The sequence below is a fragment of the Tildeniella sp. genome (genome assembly GCF_059505325.1).
This window is the reverse complement of record NZ_JCACKI010000030.1, coordinates 1-22,074: the sequence shown is the minus strand read 5'-3', so window position 1 is coordinate 22,074 and position 22,074 is coordinate 1. Positions and strand designations below refer to the sequence as shown.

At 50.9% G+C, this 22,074-nt stretch carries 25 protein-coding genes; 13 read left to right on the top strand and 12 right to left on the bottom strand.

The window, feature by feature from the left end; genetic code table 11:
- Window positions 1–136 precede the first annotated feature (136 nt).
- From AC5JO6_RS12160 to purF, 6 genes are all read left to right on the top strand, one after another.
- Window positions 137–769, top strand: a complete 633-nt coding sequence (locus AC5JO6_RS12160) for a hypothetical protein (protein ID WP_496081327.1) — start codon at window positions 137–139, stop codon at window positions 767–769.
- Between the two features lie 562 nt (window positions 770–1,331).
- Window positions 1,332–1,814 (top strand): tellurite resistance TerB family protein, encoded by a 483-nt coding sequence (locus tag AC5JO6_RS12155; protein WP_496081326.1) that lies wholly within the window; start codon window positions 1,332–1,334, stop codon window positions 1,812–1,814.
- Between the two features lie 19 nt (window positions 1,815–1,833).
- Window positions 1,834–2,490, top strand: coding sequence for a Uma2 family endonuclease (locus AC5JO6_RS12150; RefSeq protein ID WP_496081325.1), 657 nt, complete (start codon window positions 1,834–1,836; stop codon window positions 2,488–2,490).
- Between the two features lie 153 nt (window positions 2,491–2,643).
- Entirely contained in the window at window positions 2,644–3,051 is a 408-nt protein-coding gene (locus AC5JO6_RS12145) for a bleomycin resistance protein (RefSeq protein WP_496081324.1), read from the top strand.
- A gap of 154 nt (window positions 3,052–3,205) precedes the next feature.
- A complete protein-coding gene (purL, locus tag AC5JO6_RS12140) occupies window positions 3,206–5,617 on the top strand; it encodes a phosphoribosylformylglycinamidine synthase subunit PurL (RefSeq protein WP_496081323.1) in 2,412 nt (803 codons plus the stop codon).
- Window positions 5,618–5,791: 174 nt separating this feature from the next.
- On the top strand, window positions 5,792–7,318 hold the full coding sequence (gene purF, locus AC5JO6_RS12135; RefSeq protein WP_496081322.1) for an amidophosphoribosyltransferase: 1,527 nt from the start codon (window positions 5,792–5,794) through the stop codon (window positions 7,316–7,318).
- Window positions 7,319–7,398: 80 nt separating this feature from the next.
- On the opposite strand, the gene AC5JO6_RS12130 is transcribed toward purF, so the two are convergent.
- The 5 genes from AC5JO6_RS12130 to AC5JO6_RS12110 form a co-directional block, all read right to left on the bottom strand.
- Window positions 7,399–8,901: a type IV pilus twitching motility protein PilT gene (locus tag AC5JO6_RS12130; protein WP_496081321.1), complete on the bottom strand. Its 1,503-nt coding sequence runs from the start codon at window positions 8,899–8,901 to the stop codon at window positions 7,399–7,401.
- 602 nt (window positions 8,902–9,503) lie between these two features.
- Window positions 9,504–9,998 (bottom strand): 2-C-methyl-D-erythritol 2,4-cyclodiphosphate synthase, encoded by a 495-nt coding sequence (ispF, locus tag AC5JO6_RS12125; RefSeq protein WP_496081320.1) that lies wholly within the window; start codon window positions 9,996–9,998, stop codon window positions 9,504–9,506.
- A gap of 124 nt (window positions 9,999–10,122) precedes the next feature.
- Window positions 10,123–10,980 carry an IS5 family transposase gene (locus AC5JO6_RS12120; protein WP_496081319.1) on the bottom strand — a complete coding sequence of 286 codons (858 nt, stop codon included), beginning with the start codon at window positions 10,978–10,980 and terminating at the stop codon, window positions 10,123–10,125.
- 327 nt (window positions 10,981–11,307) lie between these two features.
- A complete protein-coding gene (locus tag AC5JO6_RS12115; protein WP_496081318.1) occupies window positions 11,308–11,745 on the bottom strand; it encodes an Rrf2 family transcriptional regulator in 438 nt (145 codons plus the stop codon).
- A 75-nt stretch (window positions 11,746–11,820) separates the two neighbouring features.
- The gene (locus tag AC5JO6_RS12110) at window positions 11,821–12,462 is read right to left on the bottom strand and encodes a glutathione S-transferase family protein (protein ID WP_496081317.1); all 642 of its coding nucleotides are present in this window, start codon (window positions 12,460–12,462) and stop codon (window positions 11,821–11,823) included.
- A 397-nt stretch (window positions 12,463–12,859) separates the two neighbouring features.
- Here AC5JO6_RS12110 and AC5JO6_RS12105 point away from each other — a divergent pair, with 397 nt between their 5' ends.
- The 5 genes from AC5JO6_RS12105 (at window position 12,860) to AC5JO6_RS12085 (ending at window position 17,343) form a co-directional block, all read left to right on the top strand.
- Complete coding sequence (locus tag AC5JO6_RS12105) at window positions 12,860–13,105, top strand: hypothetical protein (RefSeq protein ID WP_496081316.1); 246 nt, start codon at window positions 12,860–12,862, stop codon at window positions 13,103–13,105.
- A complete protein-coding gene (locus tag AC5JO6_RS12100; protein WP_496081315.1) occupies window positions 13,102–13,554 on the top strand; it encodes a type II toxin-antitoxin system VapC family toxin in 453 nt (150 codons plus the stop codon). Before AC5JO6_RS12105 ends, AC5JO6_RS12100 begins: the two co-directional genes overlap by 4 nt.
- 247 nt (window positions 13,555–13,801) lie before the next feature.
- Window positions 13,802–14,311 carry a hypothetical protein gene (locus AC5JO6_RS12095; protein ID WP_496081314.1) on the top strand — a complete coding sequence of 170 codons (510 nt, stop codon included), beginning with the start codon at window positions 13,802–13,804 and terminating at the stop codon, window positions 14,309–14,311.
- A gap of 809 nt (window positions 14,312–15,120) precedes the next feature.
- Window positions 15,121–16,665, top strand: coding sequence for a flavin monoamine oxidase family protein (locus AC5JO6_RS12090; protein ID WP_496081313.1), 1,545 nt, complete (start codon window positions 15,121–15,123; stop codon window positions 16,663–16,665).
- Window positions 16,666–16,770: 105 nt separating this feature from the next.
- On the top strand, window positions 16,771–17,343 hold the full coding sequence (locus tag AC5JO6_RS12085; RefSeq protein WP_496081312.1) for a RidA family protein: 573 nt from the start codon (window positions 16,771–16,773) through the stop codon (window positions 17,341–17,343).
- Between the two features lie 237 nt (window positions 17,344–17,580).
- Here AC5JO6_RS12085 and AC5JO6_RS12080 read toward each other — a convergent pair whose 3' ends face one another.
- The 5 genes from AC5JO6_RS12080 to AC5JO6_RS12060 all read right to left on the bottom strand — a co-directional run bounded on the left by AC5JO6_RS12080 (window position 17,581) and on the right by AC5JO6_RS12060 (window position 18,649).
- Window positions 17,581–17,808, bottom strand: coding sequence for a PIN domain-containing protein (locus AC5JO6_RS12080; RefSeq protein ID WP_496081311.1), 228 nt, complete (start codon window positions 17,806–17,808; stop codon window positions 17,581–17,583).
- The gene (locus AC5JO6_RS12075; RefSeq protein ID WP_496081370.1) at window positions 17,799–18,011 is read right to left on the bottom strand and encodes a RelB antitoxin-like protein; all 213 of its coding nucleotides are present in this window, start codon (window positions 18,009–18,011) and stop codon (window positions 17,799–17,801) included. Before AC5JO6_RS12075 ends, AC5JO6_RS12080 begins: the two co-directional genes overlap by 10 nt.
- 30 nt (window positions 18,012–18,041) lie before the next feature.
- A complete protein-coding gene (locus AC5JO6_RS12070; protein WP_496081310.1) occupies window positions 18,042–18,197 on the bottom strand; it encodes a hypothetical protein in 156 nt (51 codons plus the stop codon).
- Window positions 18,197–18,400 carry a transcriptional regulator gene (locus tag AC5JO6_RS12065; RefSeq protein ID WP_496081309.1) on the bottom strand — a complete coding sequence of 68 codons (204 nt, stop codon included), beginning with the start codon at window positions 18,398–18,400 and terminating at the stop codon, window positions 18,197–18,199. Before AC5JO6_RS12065 ends, AC5JO6_RS12070 begins: the two co-directional genes overlap by 1 nt.
- 84 nt (window positions 18,401–18,484) lie before the next feature.
- Window positions 18,485–18,649, bottom strand: a complete 165-nt coding sequence (locus AC5JO6_RS12060) for a hypothetical protein (protein ID WP_496081308.1) — start codon at window positions 18,647–18,649, stop codon at window positions 18,485–18,487.
- Window positions 18,650–18,968: 319 nt separating this feature from the next.
- On the opposite strand from AC5JO6_RS12060, the gene AC5JO6_RS12055 reads away from it, so the two are divergent.
- On the top strand, window positions 18,969–19,154 hold the full coding sequence (locus tag AC5JO6_RS12055; protein WP_496081307.1) for a hypothetical protein: 186 nt from the start codon (window positions 18,969–18,971) through the stop codon (window positions 19,152–19,154).
- A gap of 165 nt (window positions 19,155–19,319) precedes the next feature.
- Here AC5JO6_RS12055 and AC5JO6_RS12050 read toward each other — a convergent pair whose 3' ends face one another.
- Together AC5JO6_RS12050 and AC5JO6_RS12045 are read right to left on the bottom strand one after the other, a co-directional pair.
- On the bottom strand, window positions 19,320–19,718 hold the full coding sequence (locus AC5JO6_RS12050; protein WP_496081306.1) for a response regulator: 399 nt from the start codon (window positions 19,716–19,718) through the stop codon (window positions 19,320–19,322).
- A gap of 430 nt (window positions 19,719–20,148) precedes the next feature.
- Window positions 20,149–21,150 (bottom strand): sigma-70 family RNA polymerase sigma factor, encoded by a 1,002-nt coding sequence (locus AC5JO6_RS12045; protein WP_496081305.1) that lies wholly within the window; start codon window positions 21,148–21,150, stop codon window positions 20,149–20,151.
- Between the two features lie 451 nt (window positions 21,151–21,601).
- Between AC5JO6_RS12045 and AC5JO6_RS12040 the strand changes: the two genes are divergently transcribed.
- Window positions 21,602–22,074, top strand: a 473-nt coding sequence (locus AC5JO6_RS12040; RefSeq protein WP_496081304.1) for a ribosomal maturation YjgA family protein, incomplete at its 3' end; no start/stop codon positions are given.

The window sequence follows — 22,074 nt, the reverse complement described above, 5'->3', positions numbered from 1 at the left end:
TCCACTAGCCGCTCTGTCTCGATCGTTCGTTATGCACACTGACGCACACTCGCTCGCATCAAAGCCAGGGCTTCGGCTACCACACCACGCCCTGGCTGACTCCACCGTTTCATACAACTTGAGGAGCTAACATCTCATGGTAGACACAAATGACCCAGCGGGGGTTCGGTACGGACAGTTTATCGACCTGCCGCTAGAGCCGATCGCTCTCAAGCCTCGCCATCTCCTCAGCAAGCGCGATTATGCCCATGCAGACATCATTCATCTGTCTGCCTTTATTCGAGACAATCCCAATCCCATTCTGGTGTTTAGCCCGGATGGTGCTGTGGTGAAGACGAACCCTGCGGCTGTGCGGTTATTGAAACGGCTCCAAAGAGATGCACTGGCGCTCTTACCAGCAGAACATCCACAAATTGTGACGGCTTGTTTGGCAGATCAACGGAAGGAGCACACGATCGAAGTGATGATCAACAATATGTATCTGGCACTGACCTATCGATCGCTGCCTGCGTTCAAGATTGTGTATCTGTATGCGATCGAGCTAACAGACTATCGGCAAGCAGAGGCAGAACTGCTGCAAATTGCATCTAAGACGATCGACCTGGCAAAACAAGCTGTGTTGCAACTCCAGGCGTTTCGCAAAACCCTTCCACAACCAACCGTTGCAGCAGCACCTCAAGCGACAGTACCGAAACAGGTACTCTTGAACGACATATTTGTCTCAATGGACGGCTGCATGTTTGCGTCGGCAGTGGGAGGTGAGGAGTAAGCGGTGAGGGATAAGGAGTGAAGCGTTGATAGGCTGGTGAATAGTCCTCACTCTGTAGTCAGTCTGGCATTCAACATCAGGAAGATGCGATCGAGTTCCGTGATACCTGCCAACGCAGCTTCCTGTTCTGGGTTCAATGTAGATCCCCGACTTCTTTGGTCAGTCTTGCTGTAATTTGCTAAATCTGATTCAGAAGTCGGGGATCTGGTAGAAATGACAGTTACTCAATACCTTTTGGTTACGCACACTCAGCAATCGTTCTGCATCGCCTGACATTGCCAATGCGATCGGTCACATTCGTTCTGCATCGCCTGACATTGCCATTGTGATGCCTCACAATCAAATTGCATCGCCTCACAATCCTTCTGCATCAAGTCACAATGCTTCTGCGTCACCTCACACTGCGTTTGTAGTGCAACGTAATGTAGCTTTGTCCGTCAACGAATCGTTTACCCATAAACTAAGGGTGGAGCTAGTAGAGTTGTCGATGGCGTAGCCTTTTGAGCTAACGAGTTCTACCGCTCCGTCATGCTGCACTTGTATGCTTGAGCAGGAGCTTGTTATGGTACATGCATCGCCGCCCCCCTCGATTACGCCGCGTCAAATGAATTTGCTTCGCATCGTCGCCGCTATGGCTTGGTCTGATGGGCATCTTGCCGCTGAAGAGGTGGATGTGATGCTCGATCGCCTGAGCCGCGTCTTTGCCACCAATACCGAGCAGCAACAGGCACTACAGCACGAACTACGCGATTATTTGATGCAGCGCCTTCCCCTTAGCGAACTGGTGTCACGGCTACAAAGCGATGCTGAGCGCGTACTTGTCTTGCACTTGGGCTATGAAGTCATTCGCTGTAGTGCCCGCACACCCGGTGAAGACACCATCAATGCAGAAGAAGCCGCTGCCTATCAAACCCTCGTGCAGCTTTTAGGACTATCGCCTGAGGTCGTGCAGCAGGTTGAGTCCGCCGTTGCATCTGAGTCAACGCCGATCGAAGGACTAGCAGCTTTGCTCACCCGCACGCTCGAAAATTTTGTGCACCAGTAGATGTAGCAACAAGAGGGAAATGGCAAAAGCACCGAAGTCCAGCGAACAGCGGATTGTACTGGAGAAGATTGGCTGGCAGCAGTTTGAAACCATCCTGGCGGAGATGGGCACAGAACGATCGACGCGCTTCACGTTCGATCGCGGTCGCTTGGAAATGATGACACCGTTAGACGAACATGAACGGTGCCACAAGCTGATCGAATCCTTGATTCTTGTGCTGGTGGATGAAATGCAGCTACCCGTCGAAGGCTACAAAGCGCCCACATTGCTGCGTTCTGACTTAAAGTTGGCGATCGAGCCAGAAACGGGCTATTACATCCAGCATGAGGCTGATGTTCACGGCAAAAGAGCGATCGACCTCACAGTTGATCCGCCACCCGACTTGATTCTGGATGTTTCTTTGAGTGCAGGCACAGCAAATCGCTTGTCAATTTACGCTGCGTTGGGTGTGGCTGAAGTATGGCGCTATGTCAGCCAACCGGGAGATGATTTTTTTAAGGGAAACTTGCAAATTTATGGCTTAGACGGCGATCGCTACGTTGAATCCGTTACTGGGTTCGCGTTTCCCTTTCTACCTGCGGGTCGGATTCTGCAATTTATTGACGAGAGCGATGCGTTGGGCTTAATGACAGCATTGCGATCGCTGCGCGAATGGCTGCAAAGTGTCCATGATTGAGACAGGAGAAGGTAAAAGGTGTGATGGCAGTCAAGCGGTCAGCGGTCAGCGGTCGGAGAAAAGCTGATAGCTGATAGCTGATAGCTAATCCAAACAATGTGTGGCTATTTTTTAACGAACCCTCAGCGGTATCCAACTCATGGAGATGAAACGATGAACTCTGCAACCAAATTTCTCTCGACAACCAAATTTCTCAGCGCGGTGCCTGTGCTGCCAGCGGTTGACATTGCTGCCACGATCGCGTTCTACGAACAGCAGCTCGGCTTCACGACCGATTTTCAGTACGACGATTATGCGGGTTTGCGGCGTGGTGGCGCTCAACTTCACCTGTGGCAGTGTGGCGATCGACAAATTGCCGAAAACACAAGCTGTCGCATCAACGTTAGCGGCATCACGCAGCTTTACGAGGAATATCAAACGCAGGCGGTGATTCATCCCAACGGTGAGCTTGCAACAAAACCCTGGGGCATGATCGAGTTCACCGTTTTAGATCTAAACGGTAACTGTGTCGTCTTTGCAGAACTCCCTGCCACTGCCAATCGCCGCGATCGTACCGATTAGTGATGCAACGAAATGGGTTAGAAGCGGTCAGCTATCAGCCGTCAGCTATCAGCTTTTTAGCCTTTAGCCTTCATCCTTCATCCCCCACTCCCCACTCCCGACTAAAGCTGAAAGATCGGTACAATAAAGCCTGTTCTCCTGGCGTGATTCTGCTATGGCTGCTCCGTTCTCTGCTGAAGACATTGCCGCAGAAGGCATCAAGCCAGAGGAGTACGAAGAAATTGTGCGTCGTCTGGGTCGTCATCCCAACAAAGCTGAGTTGGGTATGTTCGGCGTGATGTGGTCGGAGCACTGCTGCTACAAGAATTCGCGTCCGTTGCTGAAGCAGTTTCCTACCGAGGGCGATCGCATTCTGGTCGGTCCTGGTGAGAATGCAGGCGTGGTGGATCTGGGCAATGGGCTGCACCTGGCGTTCAAAATTGAGTCGCATAACCATCCCTCGGCGGTAGAACCGTTTCAAGGTGCGGCAACGGGTGTGGGCGGCATCTTGCGCGATATTTTTACGATGGGGGCACGTCCGATCGCGCTGCTTAACTCTCTCCGCTTTGGTTCATTAGAAGATGCCCGGACTCGTCGCTTGTTTAGTGGTGTCGTTTCTGGCATCGCTCACTACGGCAACTGTGTTGGTGTGCCTACTGTTGGCGGCGAGATTTATTTCGATCGTGCCTACTCCGACAATCCCCTGGTCAATGTGATGGCGTTGGGCTTGATGGAAACGCCAGAGATTGTGAAATCGGGCGCAAAAGGCATTGGTAATCCTGTCCTTTATGTCGGTTCCACCACGGGACGCGATGGCATGGGTGGAGCCAGTTTCGCCAGCGCGGAGTTGAGTGATGCGTCGATGGACGATCGCCCCGCTGTGCAAGTCGGTGATCCCTTTCTCGAAAAATCTCTGATTGAAGCGTGTCTGGAAGCATTCAAAACGGGCGCAGTTGTGGCAGCTCAAGATATGGGCGCGGCTGGAATTACCTGCTCCACATCCGAAATGGCAGCAAAAGGTGGCGTGGGCATTGAATTTGATCTCGATCGGATTCCAGTACGCGAAACCGGGATGGTGCCGTATGAATACCTGCTCTCCGAATCTCAGGAGCGGATGCTGTTCGTCGCACACAAGGGACGCGAACAAGAATTGATCGATATCTTTGAGCGCTGGGGACTTCATGCGGTGGTGGCTGGGACGGTGATTACGGAGCCGATCGTTCGCATTCTGTTCAAGGGCGAAATTGCTGCCGAAGTGCCTGCGACTGCGTTATCCGACAATACGCCCATCTATCATCACAACCTGCTGGCAGAACCACCCGAATATGCGCGCGAGGCTTGGGCATGGTCGTCCGACAGTCTCCCTCCTTGCACCCCTGAAGGCATCGAGATTCGAGGTGTGCGACAAACGTGGAATGATATTCTGCTGCAACTGCTGGCAAGCCCGACGATCGCCTCTAAACGCTGGGTCTACCGTCAATATGATCATCAGGTGCAAAATAACACTGTGATGCTTCCGGGTGGGGCGGATGCGGCGATCGTGCGGATACGTCCTGTAGGGGTGGAGCAACCGCTGAGACGCAGAGGCGCAGAGGAAAATGCAGACTTTATCCTTAATTCTTTATCCGTTCAAACTGGCGTGGCTGCTACGGTTGACTGCAATCCTCGTTACGTTTACTTGCATCCCTATGAAGGGGCAAAGGCGGCTGTGGCAGAAGCGGCGCGTAATCTGAGCTGTGTGGGTGCCGAGCCGATCGCCGTCACCGATAATTTGAACTTTGGCAGTCCCGAAAAGCCGATCGGCTACTGGCAGCTAGCAGAGGCTTGTCGAGGCTTAGCAGAGGCTTGCAGGGAATTCAGCACTCCCGTCACGGGTGGCAACGTCTCGCTTTACAACGAAACGCTGGACGCAGATGGCAAACCCCAACCCATCTATCCCACGCCTGTGGTCGGCATGGTGGGGCTGATTCCCGATCTAACCAAAATCTGTGGTCAGGGCTGGCAGTCCGAAGGCGACCTTATTTACCTGCTTGGAGCATTGGTAGAGAGTTCCGAGCCAAGTGCCTCCCACTCCCCACTCCCCACTCCCCACTCCCCACTCCTCTCTCTAGGCGGCTCTGAATACCTGGCAGTCCTACACGATACGATCGCAGGCATCCCTCCCATCATCGATTTTGATCTGGAGCGTCGGGTACAGTCAGCATGTCGTGAGGGCATCCGGCAAGGTTGGATTCGGTCTGCCCATGATTGTGCTGAAGGTGGACTGGCAGTAGCTTTGGCAGAGTGCTGCTTAAGTGGTGAGCATGGTGCAACGATCGCTCTACCAAACTCGGTATCTCGCTTTGATCATCTACTGTTTGCCGAAGGTAGTGCGCAAATTGTTGTGTCGATCGCGCCTGGTGTTCAAGCCGCTTGGGAAGCTTATCTGAATCAGCAGTTCTCAGAATGGCGTGAGATTGGTCGTGTCACGGCTCAAAAGTCGGCTTTGCAAATTGGTACGAAAGCACATCCATTATTGATCAATATCGCTTGCGAGGATATGGACGATCGCTGGCACCACGCGATCGAGCGTCAATTGACCCAATAGACAGACCATTGACGCTTATTTTCATCGCTCCTCTGTTTGGAGCTGAGCGCGCGCTTCATAATTGTTACGATGTAATCGTCAGTTAATGAGAAGATTAAATAAATATTAAGTAATTGCCTGAGTCTCGTTACTTGACCCTTTTTTACCCATCCCAATCAGGAGCTGAACTGTAGCATGATCTCCGACCAACCCTTACCTGTTGACCAGCCCCTTGCTCAGTCTGCTCCGCTTTTGGCAGAGTCAACCGCTTCAGACAAGCCAGAAGAAGCCTGTGGTGTTTTTGGGGTGTATGCCCCGCAGGAAGATGTTGCCAAACTGACTTACTTTGGGCTATATGCCCTCCAGCATCGCGGGCAGGAATCGGCTGGTATTGCAACTTTTGATGGCGATCGCGTCCACCTGCATAAAGAAATGGGGTTGGTTTCACAGGTATTCAGCGAACCTGTTTTGACCAAGCTGACTGGGACGATGGCGATCGGGCATACCCGCTACTCCACCACAGGTTCCAGTCGTGTGGTCAATGCTCAGCCTGCCGTGGTGGAAACCCGTCTGGGGTATCTGGCGCTGGCGCACAATGGCAACCTGGTAAATGCGCCTGCTTTGCGGGAAGACTTGACCGAGAGCAACGTCACGTTTCTTACCACGACTGATTCAGAGATGATTGCGTTGGCGATCGCTGAAGAGGTAAACAATGGCAAAGGCTGGCTGGAAGGTGCCATCAGTGCGCTGCATCGTTGCCAGGGAGCGTTTAGTTTGACGATCGGCACCCCTACAGGTCTGATGGGCATCCGCGATCCTAACGGCATTCGTCCGCTTGTTATCGGTACGCTACCTCAAACGACTTCAACTGAGCCATTGCGCTACGTACTGGCATCCGAAACCTGTGCTCTAGACATCATCAGCGCCGAGTATGTGCGCGATGTGGAACCGGGTGAACTGGTCTGGATTACAGAAGACGGTCTGGCATCGTTTCATTGGACGAGGGAAACTACGCCTAAGCTCTGCATTTTTGAGATGATTTATTTTGCGCGTCCCGATAGCGTCATGCAAAACGAAAGCCTGTACAGCTATCGGCTGCGGATTGGTCGTCGGTTGGCGATCGAGTCTCCCATTGATGCCGATATTGTGATTGCGGTGCCAGATTCAGGCATTCCAGCGGCGATCGGCTACTCCCAGGCATCTGGTATCCCCTACGCAGAAGGGCTGATCAAAAACCGCTACGTGGGTCGCACGTTCATTCAACCGACCCAAACCATGCGCGAATCGGGCATCAAAATGAAGCTCAATCCGCTGAAAGACGTGCTGGCTGGTAAGCGCGTGATTATTGTGGATGATTCGATCGTGCGCGGCACCACCAGTCGCAAAATTGTCAAAGCGTTACGTGATGCTGGAGCCACCGAGGTACACATGCGCGTTTCCTCACCGCCCGTTACCCATCCCTGCTTCTATGGCATCGACACCGATAGCCAGGATCAACTCATTGCCGCTACCAAATCTGTGGTTGAAATAGCCGACCAAATCGGGGTCGATTCTCTCAGCTACCTGTCCTGGCAAGGCATGTTAGACGAAACACGCCACGATTCCAATCACTTCTGTTCTGCTTGCTTCACAGGCAACTATCCCGTCCCGGTGCCCGAACCCGTGAAGCGATCGAAGCTAAAGCTAGAGGCGATCGCGTTAGAACCCGTAACAACAAGCTAACGGTGAAAGAAACCGGGTTTCTTCTCGGTATGTGATCGAGAACTCGTGCTTCAGGGCAGAAACCCGGTTTTTTGAGCGCTCTAAGTCATCTGATGATTGAAGTAGTCTGATGTCGTCAACCCCGATCGACTGGAGCGGCGCGTATAGTTCTTCAGCATGTAGTTCAGGTCGTCTGGAAAGAGCGAGGCGGTGAGTGCATCGTGAGGCGTAATGACACCACCTTCATACAGATCAAACAGTGCCTGGTTGAGGGTTTGACTACCGTCTTTGCCTTCTTCCATAAGTTGGTGAATCTCTTCGATCGCACCCTTCTGGAGATAGTCTCGAATCGTGTCGGTGTTGAGCATAATTTCTAGAGCTGCCGTACGTCCACCATGCACCGTCGGCACCAATGCCTGAGCAATCACGGCACGGAGGGCATCGACAATTTGAATCCGCACCGTTTCTTGTTCTTCAGGCGTGTAGAAGTTGAGCAAGCGCTTAAAGGCATTGACAGAGCCTTTGGTGTGCAGGGTGCCCAGTACCAGGTGCCCGGTAAGAGACGCACGAATCGCGGTATCGACCGTTTCGCGATCGCGCATTTCACCGATCAGAATGATATCTGGGTCTTGCCGGAGTGCTCCCCGCAACGCATCTTTAAATTCCTGAGTGTGCAGTCCAACCTCTCGTTGAGTCACAAGCGATTGGTTAGAAGTGTGCACATACTCAATCGGGTCTTCGATCGTGACAATTTTGCGAGGCAGCGTTTCATTTACGTGCCGCAGCATGGCAGCCAGCGAGGTCGATTTACCAGAGTTGACCGAACCCGTGACTAAAATTAACCCCTGCCGTTCCTCTGCCAGCACGCCCAAAATATCGGGTAAGCCCAGCTTACGGAGGGTGGGCACGTCCAGCGAAATCAACCGCAGCACCATCGCACCGCCCATAATCGACTGCGAACAATTGACCCGGCACCGCACCATGCCTTCGTAGAGAATGGCAGTATCCAGTTCCTGCCGCAACCGAAACTGCTCCTGTTGTGCGCTCGACAGTACTTCCTGCAAAAATTCTTCAAACTGCCGCGCTGTGATTTTGCCGTAGGTCTCCTGCTTGACCATCTTGCCTTGTATTCTGAAGCGCACAGGCTCACCCACCTGTAGGTGGATATCAGACGCTCGTTGCTTGCACGCATCTTCAACCATCACCTGCACAGTGCCCTGCCGTTGCACCTCCCGATTCGGACCATCCAGCGCGATCGCGTTGAGGCTCATTGCCTCCGTTCCTTGCGCGGTGGGACCGCAGTTAACGCGACCCTGCATGAAGCCCGGAATTCGCACATCCACATCGAGTTTGCGAACCTCCAGGTAGTGCTTGAGTTGCTGAGGCGTGAGCACTTCCTGGAGATAATGCCGAAACTGTTCTGGTGTCAGCGGCGAGAGATGATCCTGCGGCAGAAGTTTGCCGCTCATGCGATAAAAAGGTGGACGACCGGGCTGAAGATACACCGCTGTTGCACCACGATCGTAAGCGTCTTGAATGACAAACCGGATCGATGTACTCGCGTCAGGTTTTGATCCGGTAGCAGCAGCGTTAGTAGCGGTCATAACAAGTGGCTTCCAAAACGAGGAGAAAGTGAGCGTGAATCCCAGGAATGACGACCTAAAACTTATATCAACAGATTCGAGCGCGAGTGGTTGAACGATAGCATTGAGCTGACAATTTTAGAGAGCGTCTTGAGAAGAAAGTACAGGCAGGCATCATCGTGCTGAACACTGCCTGAGAGAAATTGAGCCATTGAATGCCTAATCACCAAGTTTTAGCTCAGCTCCGATCGCGGATTATCGCCTCAATGAACGGATGTTGCTGCTCAAAAGCAGCGATGAGTACCATTATTTAACCGGACTCGTAAGCATTTTCGCAACTGAAGAGTGATGAACTCAGCCCTCTCTCGTCATAAGTGAATGCGTTCAGAAAAGGTGTCTACATCCAACAGGTCTAAAATTTGAACGAATGTGCCCTTGCAGTTTAATCTACCCTGCATCGGTAGATCACTATCACATAAGCTTTAGTAAAGTTTGATGAAAGTTTCATCAAGAATTGCTGGCGATTTTTTCGACCGTTTGACGCTGCTTTTGCTCACAAGCTCAAAGATTTTGGCGTTTAGAGTCCCGTGGATTGAGGCGAGCTTAGGGCAGCAACAGTTCGGCTAATCCTTCGCGTTCTTATCGACTAACAGCACCACTGCGTAGGCTGAAATGCCTTCTTCGCGTCCGGTTGCATCAAGCTTTTCATTAGTCGTTGCTTTGATGCCGACTTGATCGGGCTGCAAATTGAGAGCTGTCGAGAGCCGATCGCGCATTGCCTGAATGTGTGGCTTCAACTTGGGGCGTTCTGCCACAACCACTGAATCGATATTGCCAATCTTCCAGCCCTTGCTCTGGATCAGGCGATCGACCTGTTCTAACAATGCCACGCTGTCTGCCCCTTCCCACTGTGGATCGGTGGGTGGAAAATAGTGACCAATATCCCCCAAGCTAAGTGCCCCCAACATGGCATCCATAATGGCATGAGTGAGCACATCAGCATCACTGTGCCCCAGCAGTCCCAGTTCATGCTCAATTTTCACCCCTCCTAAAATGAGCGGACGATCGCTCACCAGTCGATGGATATCATACCCGTTGCCAATCCGAATGTTCGTCATCAGCCTACAGCGCTCAACGTTCCGATTATAGGCTGATGGTAGTAATTGGCAGCTATCGGCAGTCAGCAATCAGCCATCAGCTATCGGCAGTCAGCAATCAGCTATATAGAACCCATTTGAGATCTCAGGAAGTGGGTGCAAGCCGCTTCAGCATTAGCCTGGCAAAGCAGAGGTTGATTTTAGTTTCTGCATGAGCTAGCGTTCGCTCAAAGTTCTTCACCAAGCTTTTACAACGCTCCATCCAAGCATTAGATCGTTCGATGACCCATCTCGCCACTGCTGGGACAAAGCCCGCTTTGCCTTGCGCTGCCTTCTCTTGTTTCGAGGGCTTGGTCGAAAGCTCAAACCTAATTTTCGTCATGATCTGAGGACAAGCCCGCTCCAAGGCTGCAATCAAACCATCAATGTGATCACCGTGGTCTAGGAGGATCGTCGTCTTAGGAAGATCAACGGATTTTGCCTTGAAATAAGCGATGTTGAGCGTGAGAATCTCAACCAAGCCCACATCATCGGAAACACTGGCTTGGGTACAGTGAGTGAAAAAGGGAAAGCCAAGCGTATCCACGGCTAAATGTCGTTTAAGTCCATTGGTGGCGTTGTAGAAACAAAAGCCCTTCGAGTCCACACTCGCATTGCAAGGATTCTTCACCGCTTGGGAGTCAATGATGATCAACGTCGTCCACTGGGGCTTTTTTTGCACCTGCTCCCGCACTTGTCCATGTAAGATGTGCATGAGCTGCTCAATCGCGCTGGCACTGCGCCACTGCTTGTAGTGCCCATAGACCGTCGGGTAGGGCGGCAAGTCTTGAGGTAAATCTTCCCAGTTACACCCATGCTTCAGTTGATAAAGGATGCCATCAAGCAGCTCCCGCTTCGTCCAATTACAGGGTCGTGTTCGCTTCTTCTGCGGTAGTATTTGCGGCAACAGGGGTTCAAGGATTGACCATTCGGCATCGGTGAGACTGCTGGAATATGCCAGCACGTTTAGATGAGCGAGTGTAGGTGCCCTCTCTCACCATGAGAAAAGATGTCAAACGGGTTCTATACAATGAATCACCCCTGCCGAGAGGGGGTAGTTATACTGAGTCTGTCTTTTCAACTGCCCAGTCTGGGATCTTATGCAGAAACCTATCCGCCTAACTACCCAATCTCGGATCTTATACAGAGTGCTGTCTGCCCAGCTACCCAGTCTGGGATCTTAGACTGCGGAATTTCAGCCTAATTACTCGAATCAGGGGTCTTAGACAGACTCCGTCTGTCTAAACAATAGTTGTGTCGCAAGGCTATCGGTGAGGGCAGTAGCTTGCAGCTATCTGTTCTGCATTCGAGTCAGTGTTTGAATATCTTGAGCCACTTCTGCAATAGTAGTTTTAGAAAGTTCCGCTTCCAAGGCTTGCTGTGCTTTAGTCGTTGTTCTGCTTAAAACTTGTTGAATATTGCGCCCCACAAAGCAATTTTTGTCTGGTGGGGTTCGGTGCATCTCAAAAATGTTGGGTTCTTCAACCACCTGAAAAACCTCAAGCAGTGTAATCTGGTTCGCTGGCTTTGCCAGAGTTGCCCCACCTCCATAGCCCAGTTGCGATGAGGTAATGCCTGCTTCAGCTAACGTCGATAAAATCCTCCGAATCACCGTTGGATTGGTACTGGCACTGCTGGCAAGTTGTTCTGAACGAACAGCCTTACCCTCGTTCACTGCCAACGCAGCTAAGATATGAACCGCAACTGCAAACCGAGTACTGGTAGGCAAAGCAACTCTCCCCAAAAACTAAATTGTGTAGCTGTGTTTGCTACATACTCTACACAATTTAGCTTATCCTTTGAGTTAAGCGGCGTTACGGAAAGGAGTAAAGTCGGGCAGTTCTAGAGGCACAGTTACTCCTTTTTGCACCGCAGGACGAGCCGCAATCCGATCAAACCAATTCTTCAGATTTGGATAAGCATCGATCGCAAAGCCCTGATGAGTCGAACACCACAGCCAGCCGAAATGAGCAATATCTACGATTGAGTATTCATCCAGAAAGTATTCACGCTCTGTCAGTAGTGTCTCCAACACCGTAGTCAGACGATCTCCTTCTTTCAAGTAACGTGCAACTGCATAGGTCGGTTTTTCTGGAGCAAACAGGCTGAAGTGTGCTCTCTGACCGAACATTGCACCAATGGATGCCGCTTGGAAAAAGAGCAATTGAACCCCTTTCCATCGTTGCTGTGCGTCTGTTGGAAAAAGTTTTCCAGTTTTCTCAGCTAAGTAAAGCAAGATCGCATTGGATTCATAGAGGGTGTAACCCGTTTCGTGGTCAACGATGACTGGAACTTTTGCATTAGGGTTGAGTGTTGTGAATTCTGGGCTGAATTGCTCTCCTTCCCAGATATTAATAATCTTGCTTTCATAAAGAAGTCCCAACTCTTCCAGCGCGATGCTGATTTTGTGAGGATTGGGAGAACCATGAGCGTAGAGTGTAATCATCGTGTATGTCCTCATTCAAACTGTGTAGCCAACATAGTTACAATTCAACCATGCATCATCAGTCTGTCAAGCCGTCTGTTATCAGAGAAGTCTGAGAGAGTAAGATGTAGACTGTGCAAGCGATTGCGGCACAACAACCCGATTGGAGCGGACTGCTGTCAGCTTTGGGTGAGGATGCAAAAATACTCGCAGCCGCTCAATCGGAACGTTAAGCACGATCGCTCCACAAATTAACCCAACACCACCTTTCACTCACCCTCTTGACCATTTCTGCGATTCCAGCAAACTCCAGACCAGCTTTGAAAGTGCTGAAGCGATTTTTTACAATAAGTACAGCAGAGACACGAGGCGCAAAATCAGATGAGTGTCAAAGAACAGTTGCTTGACGAGATTGAACATGCACCCGATGCAATGCTTGAGGAAATCTTCGATTTTTGCCTTTTCCTCAAACAACGAACGGCAGCCGACGAAAGCAGAAACATCTGCTGCCTCAGTCCCACACAACAATGGCATTCTGGATCTGTTAAAACGAGTTGAAGCAATTCAGGCTCAAGTTCCCCCTGAAGAATGGGATAACCTTCCCCATGGCGGTTCCATCAATCACGATCACTACCTCTACGGTGCGCCCAAAGTTGAGGAATGAAAATCGTCTTTGCCGATACCGGATACTGGATTGCACTGCTCGATCCGCAAGATACCCTGCACCAAAAAGCTGAGAATCTCAGTCTCTCGCTAACTCAGGCGAAAATCTGCACCAGTGAAATGGTACTGACGGAAGTCCTCAATCATTTTTCTAAGCGCGGTTCTTTCCTCAGACAGGTTGCGATCGGTTTAATTCAAAGCGTTCAGGACAGCTCTACGATCGAGATGGTTCCGCAAACCAGTGAACTCTTTCAAGCTGCTTTCGATCTCTATAGCCAACGCCTGGACCAATCGTGGAGCCATACCGATTGCGTCTCTTTTTGCATCATGCAGCAGCAGAACATTCAAGAAGCACTTGCTTACGTTAGCGAAGCTCTCCGTTCGCGCAGCGTTTCGCAGGAAAGGAATCGTCATTTTGAACAAGCAGGTTTCATCGCTCTCCTGCGGTAGTTACCTGGGGACGAACAGCAACTATCTTTGCTGTTGATGCGTTACAAGAATGCTTGTGGCTTGTGGTGAGGAAGACACAGATAGGTGATCCACTCCCTGTCAAACTGCGATCGCTGCGCGTCTGCCCTCGACCTGAATAAAGCAGAGACAATCTGGCATGTCAGCAGTATCCTCCGTGCCATTTTCAATGTTTGAAGGACTGTAAGATCAGGGGGTGCAACAACCTGCGTTAACCGAATCATCTACCATGTTGAAACGTTTGATTGCCTTTCTCTCTATAACCACACTGATTGTTCCCATGTCGTTGAAACATTCAGCCATTGCAAAGGCAGAGGATTCTGTTTGCTTTTTGCGAATGCAAGACGGTCGATCGCTTGATTTGAGAAAGCTGTGTGGCAAAGCCTCTCCATCAGCAACGATGATGCGGGCAGAGTCCTCTGCTAGGGCGCAATCGTCACCTGGCAGCGCTCGACAGTCGATCAATCAAGCCGAAAATGAGTTAGATGATGAAACTCAAACGCCTCCTGCCAGCAATCCAGCAGCTCCCGCAACGATTCAAACCCCTACAACGCCTCAGCCAGGGGTTCAAGCGACTCCTGAGGCAACGCCCCCTGGTTCTGCTGTGCCTGGATCGCAACCGATCGCCCCAGCCCAGACAACGCCCAAACCCGCGGCTGTTCCAGTGCAGCGCGGCGCGACTCCGAGTGCAATTCCAGCAAACGCGTTACCACGAGACCCGAACGAAGAAGTCCGCTAGATGTCTCGTACAGGGTAAACACAGAATTTTCATCAGCCAGATCAGTGAATTTGCTGAAACGTAGCAGTCACTACACATTTTAAGCTTTTAGCACAGTATTTTCAGATAGCACTTGCAATTTGTTGCAGTCATACGGAACGCGCTGCTTAGCGCTTCAATGGGCTAACGCTTCCAGGCTTGGCACGGTGAAGTAAATCTAATGACAGCGTTCCGCCTGCCAGTTGGCTTACAGCAGTCCTACGTAACTCACTAAGGATTGACACACCCCTCTTGTTGGAGTTCAAACTCCTCCAGGTTCTGTTGTGCAGACCTGCCGATCGCGGCTCTGCATCTAGCTGGCACGTTCGCAACTTTCGTGATTAGCGCACTCGTTCGATTCATTTCTGTTCATTCATTTGGCTGAGGAGCACCTATCGTGAACGATCCATTTGGGCAATTAGATTACGCTGAAATTAGCTCTCTCGCTCAACACTTCACTGAGATCATCGTTTGATGACAATCGCTTGAGAAAGCGACGTTGGAGAGAGCGATTTTTACGATCGACCCTCATACAAGCAACAGAGGCTCGATCGTCCAGCATTCGGTCATCAGTTTGCAAGCGAACCGCAGAGAGTTCAACACGTTTTTGTCCTGAACCATCTCAGGGGTTTTGCTTTAGCTCAAGTTTTCGACTGCCTACATCCGTGGTTTGCAGAGTCATTTCTGCATGATCGTACGGTCAGCTTTTAATGTGCAGATTTCCAGTGGAAGTCTTCACTCAGTTTGTGCTGTCTTTTTGTACTGTTTTTGACCTTGATAAGGGAGGCATTGTGAAACGTAGAGATTTCATTACGAGAGTGGCAGCGGCTGGTGGATCGACCTACGCCGTGATGAAGGCGCTAGACCTGATGGGGGAAACCGCCTCCGCCCAAACAGGACCGCTCAACCTGCGACCAGCGTCCGATCGCAGTCGCGTTGTGATCCTTGGAGCCGGACTGGCAGGCATGACGGCTGCCTACGAACTCCGCAAAGCTGGCTATCGCTGCACAATTTTAGAAGCGCGGAATAGACCTGGAGGACGCTGCTGGACAGTGCGTGGTGGTGATCAGATTGTTGAAACAACTGGTACAGTGCAGACTGCTCAGTTTGCCAAGGGAGAATACTTCAACGCCGGACCGGCGCGCATTCCCCAGCACCACATCACCATTCAATACTGCCGCGAGTTGGGCGTGCCGCTGCAAGTCTTTGCCAACCTCAACTACGAGCAGTACTACTACAACGAAGGCGTTCCAGGTGGTTTGGCGGGTCAAAAAGTCCGTGCCCGTCAAGCCAAGGCAGATGCTCGTGGCTATGTTTCGGAGTTGCTGGCAAAAGCCACTTCCCAGGATCGTCTGGATGCTCAACTGACTGAAGACGACAAAACACGCCTGGTTGACTTCCTGAGAACCTACGGTGGACTTGACCCGGATTTGTTCTACCGAGGCAATACTCGACGCGGTTACGATGCGGCGCGGCAGGGAGCAGCAGACAATCCTGGGCAGATCAACAGTCCTTTCTCCTTGAGTGCGCTGATCAACCTGGGCTTTGCTGGCTACGAATCTTTTGAGCAAGGGTATGACCAGCAGATGCTGATGTTTCAGCCGATCGGCGGGATCGATCGGATTGCTACTACACTGGCGAAAAAAGTTGGCACGATCAATTACGGTGCAGTGGTGACTGAGATTCGCAAGACCCAAAATGGGGTTCGCGTTGTTTACACTGACCAGGGTAGCGCCAAGGAAATTCAAGCAGATTTCTGCATTTGCACGATCCCGCTATCGGTACTTCGCACCATTCCGTCTGACTTCTCCCCCGATATGCAGCAAGCAATTGCTGGGGTTGACTACGCTGTCACTGGCAAAAGTGCCCTGCAATTCAATCGCCGTTTTTGGGAAGAAGACGAAAACATTATGGGTGGGATCACCAGCACCAATATTGGGCTGGCAACGATCTGGTATCCCTCCTACAACTATCTGTCTCAACGGGGTGTGGTCGTGGGCTACTACAACTTTGGGGCAGTAGCAGCGGAGTTTGGCGCACTCAGTCCAGACGCGCGAGTGCAACGGGCGATCGAGTTGGGCAGTCGCATTCACCCGCAATATCGATCGCACTACGAAACAGGTGCCTCGCTCTTCTGGCCCCAAATTCCATACAACCTGGGCGGCTGGGCGACCTACACGACAGCAAGCCGACAGCAGTTCTACCCCCGTCTCAACCAGCCAGACGGCAATATCTTCCTCTGCGGTGAACACCTGAGCTACCTCACGGGCTGGATGGCAGGAGCGTTTGAGTCTGCCCGACTTGTGGCGCAGCAGATCAACCAACGCAACGGCTAGACCTGAGACCCGCTTCAGGTTCATCAACTCTCAGGGTGCATCGACTTCAACATGTAATTTCAATTCACTCAGCACACAACATACTGAACGCAACAGGAGAAAATTATGAGCAAGCATTTCACTCAGTTCTTTCAACAACGGCTCTTCAAGTGGAGGCGCTGGCTCGTTATTGCACTTTGCAGTCTTTTCGTAATCGGAGCAACTGCGATCGCCGCTCAAGCCTATGAGGGAACCAAAGCGCCCCGACAGGTTAAATTTACCCTTTCGGCAAGCCCAGCAGCGACGATCGCTCGCGGGGTTGCCTTTCCTAAAAATGTTGGCTTTTACTTCACCAGCGGCACCGTTCCCCCTGCGGTCAATCTGGATGCGCCAGCCACCAGCCGAGAACGCTTTGGCGATACCTATACACAAGCGAAAGGCACCCTCGAGCAGATTGAGAGTTTGCTCAAGGAAGAAGGTCTGAGCCTGAAGGATGTGGCTTTTCTCATCTGCTACTTAGTGCCCGATCCGGCGCTCAACGGTCAAGTAGACTATCAGGGCTGGTTTAGAGCCTACGGCGAATTCTTCAGTAACGAAGCGAACCCAGTGAAAACGGCGCGATCGACGGTCGGTGTCCAGAGTCTTGTCAACGCTGGCTGGCTAGTAGAAATTGAGGCGATCGCGGTCTATCCTCGCTAAGTATTGCGACTCGTCCCATCGCCTGCTCCCGTCGAAGCTATGGCTATAGCCGTATGGGCTAGGACGGGGTGCAGGGGTGGAACCCCCTTCGGCTTGAGCGCTGTGCGTCTGAGCGCTCACGTCGAAGCTCACGTCTCCTTTGATCCCAATGTCCTAAGCTCTGTGACGACAGCTATGTAAACTTGAGCCAAGAACCTTCTCGACAATCAATCATTGTTGGTGACGGTTGCAACAGTGCTACACGTTCCGTTCGTTATGAAGGGTACTTGGGCTGATGCAGCCGTTGTCCATTTTTAAACGACTTCTTGTCAGTGTAATCAGGCTGGCTAACTTGAGATCGCTCGTCAACAAGAGTGCCTTGAGAGACTGGGCTGTGGCTGCAATAATCGCATCAGGCAATTTCAGACGGTGCTGTTTACGAAGAGCGATCGCCACGCCCTTAATCGATTCATCAATCACACCCATTCATTTCGGCTTTGCTGTTGATAGTCCAGCGGATCGACGGTAAGTTGAATCACACCTGCGTAGGCAGCCAAGGTGGATGTTGTATCCTGCTGTTGATGGGTTGCCAGGATTTTTTCGATCGCCTGCCAATCCTCATAATCAATTAGAACCGCAACCGGGCGCATCGATTCATCAGTGACAATTTGCTTCTTAATCGGCTTCATCATTGCTTCGTGTGTTGAGCGTCACATTAATCAGGCAAACGAATCAGGGGATAGCTGGAAGAAGGATGCTAGTGCTTGAGTCTGATGTTCTGTCAGTTGGCTTTTGTGATTCAAAACGTCTAGAACAACAGACTCACTGCCGAAAATGAAGACTAAAGCATCGGGTTGAAGATTAGACTCTTCCATCAGGCTTTGAGCAACTCGGTGCCTTTCAGCATGGGCATTGGTTCATGTTGTTCTTCGTAGTCATAAACCAGCATTCCCAGTACTTTCAGGTAATCACGATCGTCCTGAGTGAGCTGACTCCGATCTAAGATCAAATGAATTTGAGCCTGGGTTGCATTGAACTCAGCATCATTTGTAATGGGACGCGGTGGAACTATATTCATAACGACTAATGACACGCATCCAGCCTCCATGTTCAGTTTTACATTGATTGCTTTAATATCGCCATCAGCTTCAACCTTTCAATTTCAACTCACCAGGTGAACCCAAGGTAGGCGCGATCGCACAGTATTGAACAGTCGGCGATTCTCTTCGAGACGGCATAGCCGAACGCCTGTCCAAAACTCAGTCTCTAACCGCTCAGCCAAAGCAAGATAGTAGACCTGTCGGGGAATAAGAAGCAAGTGAGCCAATGCGACCTTGCCAGTCTCGTTTCCTACAGCGTTTCTCAGATGAATAAGCCACAGTGAGCGAACCAGCCAAGGGCATATGCGTCAACGGCTGTAGGTACAGCTATCGCCATAAAAGTTAGGACATTGGGATTAAAGGGGGTATGGGGGCTTCGCCTCTGTACCCCGTCTTAACCCATGTGACTGTAGCTATATAGTTTCAAGGCTGATGGGGACGCAAACGAACCTAACTTGGTCTCTGTGTGGCTGATCAGAAGATAGGCTTTACAATGAAGACCTCGCAGTCACTTGTTCACGCTAGTAATCGGCAAAGGAAGCGCTAATGATTAATCCTGAAACCCTGCAAGAGCGGATTGCCCTGATTCAAGACAAGCGTAAATCGCTGGTGCAATTGCTGGAGCAGCCAGACTTGGGCACGCTGCGAATTGATGTCAACCAGGCGATCGAAGAGATTGACGATTTGTTGGATGAGTTCAAGCAAACGTTTCCTGGTTCACAGCCTGTCTAGACAAGGTTCTGATGTGCTGGTGCGAAGCGGCTTCATAAGTGGGCGATCGCAGTCTTCCAGCAATTGATGGCGATCGTTTAGTGCAACAAGGCGGAAGTTCGGCAACTGTAGGGCAAGCATCTCGCCTGCCCTACGGAAGGGTAGCTAGATTTACGCCACACACTACTAGCTGCTTTTTTCTCGCTGCCCAAGCTGTCTGACCATTGCAATCAAATCTGAAGTTGCCGTATCTTTTTTGCAAAAGGCATCAATTTTTGCTGTCTGGATCATCACTTCAGTTTGGGGGTCATCTAATGACGAATAAGCAAGAATTTGAATCTGCGGATTGGTGCTTTTGATCTGAGTGGAAGCGCTTAACCCGTCCATAACAGGCATCTGGAGATCCAGAATAATCACATCTGGATGCTGCTGTTTCACCAGATCGATCGCTTCTTGCCCGTTGCTTGCTAAGCCAATCAGCTCGATGTCATCCTGGCTCCGCAGCGCAAGACTAAGGCTGAGTCGAGTCAGTTCGTGATCGTCGACGATCAAAACACGAATAGCGGAGCGTTCATAGGTCAACATCCTAACCCTACTGAGTTACTAAACAATGCGTTTATCACCTCGACTTTAGTATTAGCGAATACTAACCGCCTCTATCATCCGAGTTAGAACTTCGCTCACAGAGTTGAATCGGGTACAAAAAATGATCTGAAGCGCCTTACATTCAGTCTTGTTACTACGTTTAGAGCCAGCAATTTCTAGGTGCAGACGTGTAGCGGTAATCGAGCAGCCGTGGGCAAAGCACATGAGATATGCGGTAAAGCTTTGATAGTAGCTTGACCAGCCGATGTCTTTTCGCACCACAACACATGGCAGACTGTACGGCGACCAAGAGGAGTCAGAGGGACTTCTGGCTCCTATTTGAGGGCTAGCATTGGTTGAATCGTGTGAATTAACTGAGTTGTGTAAAGGCTAAGTGCGGCGTTTGCGATCGCTGACCACGGTCACTCGATCAACGAATCCAATCTTTGAGTAGCGCTTGGCGGCGCGGGTGCCTGAGTTTCCGCATGGCTTTTGCTTGAATCTGACGCACCCGTTCTCGTGAAAGTTGATACAGCTCGCCGATTTCAGTCAGGGTGTAGTGCTGTCCGTCTTCTAGCCCAAACCGCAGTTTGATGATGTCGCGTTCCCGATCGCTGAGATGATCCAAGACTGAGTTGAGGCGATCGCACAGCAGCTTGTGATCTAAACAATCATTTGGCGCAACATTATCGGCATCTTCAATCAGTTGCATGAGTTCCGTATCTTCTTCACGCCCAACCCACGCGTGCAGCGAAAGGGTGCCCTGGCTCACATCCAGCACTTGCTCTAGCTTGTCTTCATCGATTTCCAGCGCCGCTGCCAGTTCAGCTTTGGTCGGCTTGCGTCCGAGTGCCTGAGAGAGCGTTTGGCGAGCTTTGCGAACCTGGTTCAGTTTCTCGACCATGTGGACGGGCAGGCGTACCGTGCGGGACTGAGAGGCGATCGCACGGGTGATACCCTGACGAATCCACCAGTAGGCGTAGGTCGAGAACTTATAGCCACGTTCATAGTCAAACTTTTCGGCGGCACGCATGAGTCCCATCGCGCCTTCCTGAATCAAATCCAGAAACGGCACACCTCGGTTGAGGTATTTTTTGGCGATCGAGACAACCAGGCGTAAATTCGCCCGCACTAATTTACGTTTTGCCTGTTCGCCGCGATCGCCACCCTTCACAATTTCTCGTGCCAGCTCAATTTCTTGTGCTTGGGTTAGCAGGGGGTAGCGTGCCATTTCGCGTAAAAATAGCCCGACTGAATCATCGGTTAGACCAAGACGTTCAGCTTTGGTTGGTTTGTACGGAACCTTCTCTAGAACGGCATCGTCCGGATCGATCTCTTCAATTTCGGTTAGATCGATCGCAAAATCAAGCTCGGCAACGACTGACTCAGCAGAATCAGTTTCAGTAGGATCAGGAGACAATTTAGCAGTCATACACGCTCAAATAAAACTCTCAGAATGGGATGTAAAATTGCCTCCAACTTTAACAAAGAATTTTGCAAACGCTCACTTTTTTTGAAAAAACTTTTTAAATTTTTGTGTTGGGGCTAAAGCTACTAACAATGGACAATAGCAACTCCTTAAATTTTTTGTTCATTTTGTTGCTTGTCATGTACAATTCTTGATTCTATTCTTCTCGAATCAGCCCTCGACGATCAGCTTTTCTTATGGACTCAACGCTTTCTTCAGCAATTCGCTGATCAACAATTCGGGCAACCCTTGAAGTGAGCTGAAAAGCAAAATGCCGCCACGGCTCTAAGCAGTGGCTTAGACTCTAGCCTCGACTGACTGCTGATCATCTAGATTTCAGCGGTTAGTTATCTATGCACTTCTCTTGGTGCTCAGCAAAAATTTGCTCTTTGATCGCAGTCGCGTAAAATTTTTGATGCCGCTTTTGCACATTCGACATTCCTGGTTTTTGAACTATCGCCTTGTGCTGTTAGTCAGCATGAGCCTCATTGTGTCGATCGGTTACGCCATTCGCTTTGCTCAAGCGCCAACATTTGTCTGGCTAAATGATGCGATCGGCAGCATTGCTTACGAAATCTTCTGGATTTTGTTCGCTGCTTTTCTTTCGCCGCGCACTTCTTTACGCGCGATCGCTATTGGCGTTTGTCTTGCCACTTGCGGTTTAGAGTGGCTCCAGCTCTGGCATCCACCGTTTTTGGAAGCAGCTCGCGCCACTCTAGCAGGACGGCTCGTTTTAGGCAATACCTTTAGCTGGCTGGATTTTCCGCCTTATGTCATGGGCAGTTGGCTGGGCTGGCTGTGGGCGCGATCGACGCGAAGGTTAGCAAGGAAGGGTGGGGAGTGGGGAGTGGGGAGTGGGGAGTGGGGAGTGGGGAGTGGGGAGTGGGG

Coding starts and splice junctions, on each gene's coding strand:
- AC5JO6_RS12095 (WP_496081314.1), top strand. CDS start 13,802: ATGTTGAAACGTTTGATTGCCTTTCTCTCTATAACCACACTGATTGTT.
- purL (WP_496081323.1), top strand. CDS start 3,206: ATGGCTGCTCCGTTCTCTGCTGAAGACATTGCCGCAGAAGGCATCAAG.
- AC5JO6_RS12110 (WP_496081317.1), bottom strand. CDS start 12,462: ATGATTACACTCTACGCTCATGGTTCTCCCAATCCTCACAAAATCAGC.
- AC5JO6_RS12145 (WP_496081324.1), top strand. CDS start 2,644: ATGAACTCTGCAACCAAATTTCTCTCGACAACCAAATTTCTCAGCGCG.
- AC5JO6_RS12045 (WP_496081305.1), bottom strand. CDS start 21,150: ATGACTGCTAAATTGTCTCCTGATCCTACTGAAACTGATTCTGCTGAG.
- AC5JO6_RS12070 (WP_496081310.1), bottom strand. CDS start 18,197: ATGGAAGAGTCTAATCTTCAACCCGATGCTTTAGTCTTCATTTTCGGC.
- AC5JO6_RS12100 (WP_496081315.1), top strand. CDS start 13,102: ATGAAAATCGTCTTTGCCGATACCGGATACTGGATTGCACTGCTCGAT.
- AC5JO6_RS12150 (WP_496081325.1), top strand. CDS start 1,834: ATGGCAAAAGCACCGAAGTCCAGCGAACAGCGGATTGTACTGGAGAAG.
- AC5JO6_RS12085 (WP_496081312.1), top strand. CDS start 16,771: ATGAGCAAGCATTTCACTCAGTTCTTTCAACAACGGCTCTTCAAGTGG.
- AC5JO6_RS12055 (WP_496081307.1), top strand. CDS start 18,969: ATGATTAATCCTGAAACCCTGCAAGAGCGGATTGCCCTGATTCAAGAC.
- AC5JO6_RS12130 (WP_496081321.1), bottom strand. CDS start 8,901: ATGACCGCTACTAACGCTGCTGCTACCGGATCAAAACCTGACGCGAGT.
- AC5JO6_RS12105 (WP_496081316.1), top strand. CDS start 12,860: ATGCACCCGATGCAATGCTTGAGGAAATCTTCGATTTTTGCCTTTTCC.
- AC5JO6_RS12160 (WP_496081327.1), top strand. CDS start 137: ATGGTAGACACAAATGACCCAGCGGGGGTTCGGTACGGACAGTTTATC.
- AC5JO6_RS12050 (WP_496081306.1), bottom strand. CDS start 19,718: ATGTTGACCTATGAACGCTCCGCTATTCGTGTTTTGATCGTCGACGAT.
- AC5JO6_RS12155 (WP_496081326.1), top strand. CDS start 1,332: ATGGTACATGCATCGCCGCCCCCCTCGATTACGCCGCGTCAAATGAAT.
- AC5JO6_RS12080 (WP_496081311.1), bottom strand. CDS start 17,808: ATGGGTGTGATTGATGAATCGATTAAGGGCGTGGCGATCGCTCTTCGT.
- purF (WP_496081322.1), top strand. CDS start 5,792: ATGATCTCCGACCAACCCTTACCTGTTGACCAGCCCCTTGCTCAGTCT.
- AC5JO6_RS12065 (WP_496081309.1), bottom strand. CDS start 18,400: ATGAATATAGTTCCACCGCGTCCCATTACAAATGATGCTGAGTTCAAT.
- ispF (WP_496081320.1), bottom strand. CDS start 9,998: ATGACGAACATTCGGATTGGCAACGGGTATGATATCCATCGACTGGTG.
- AC5JO6_RS12075 (WP_496081370.1), bottom strand. CDS start 18,011: ATGAAGCCGATTAAGAAGCAAATTGTCACTGATGAATCGATGCGCCCG.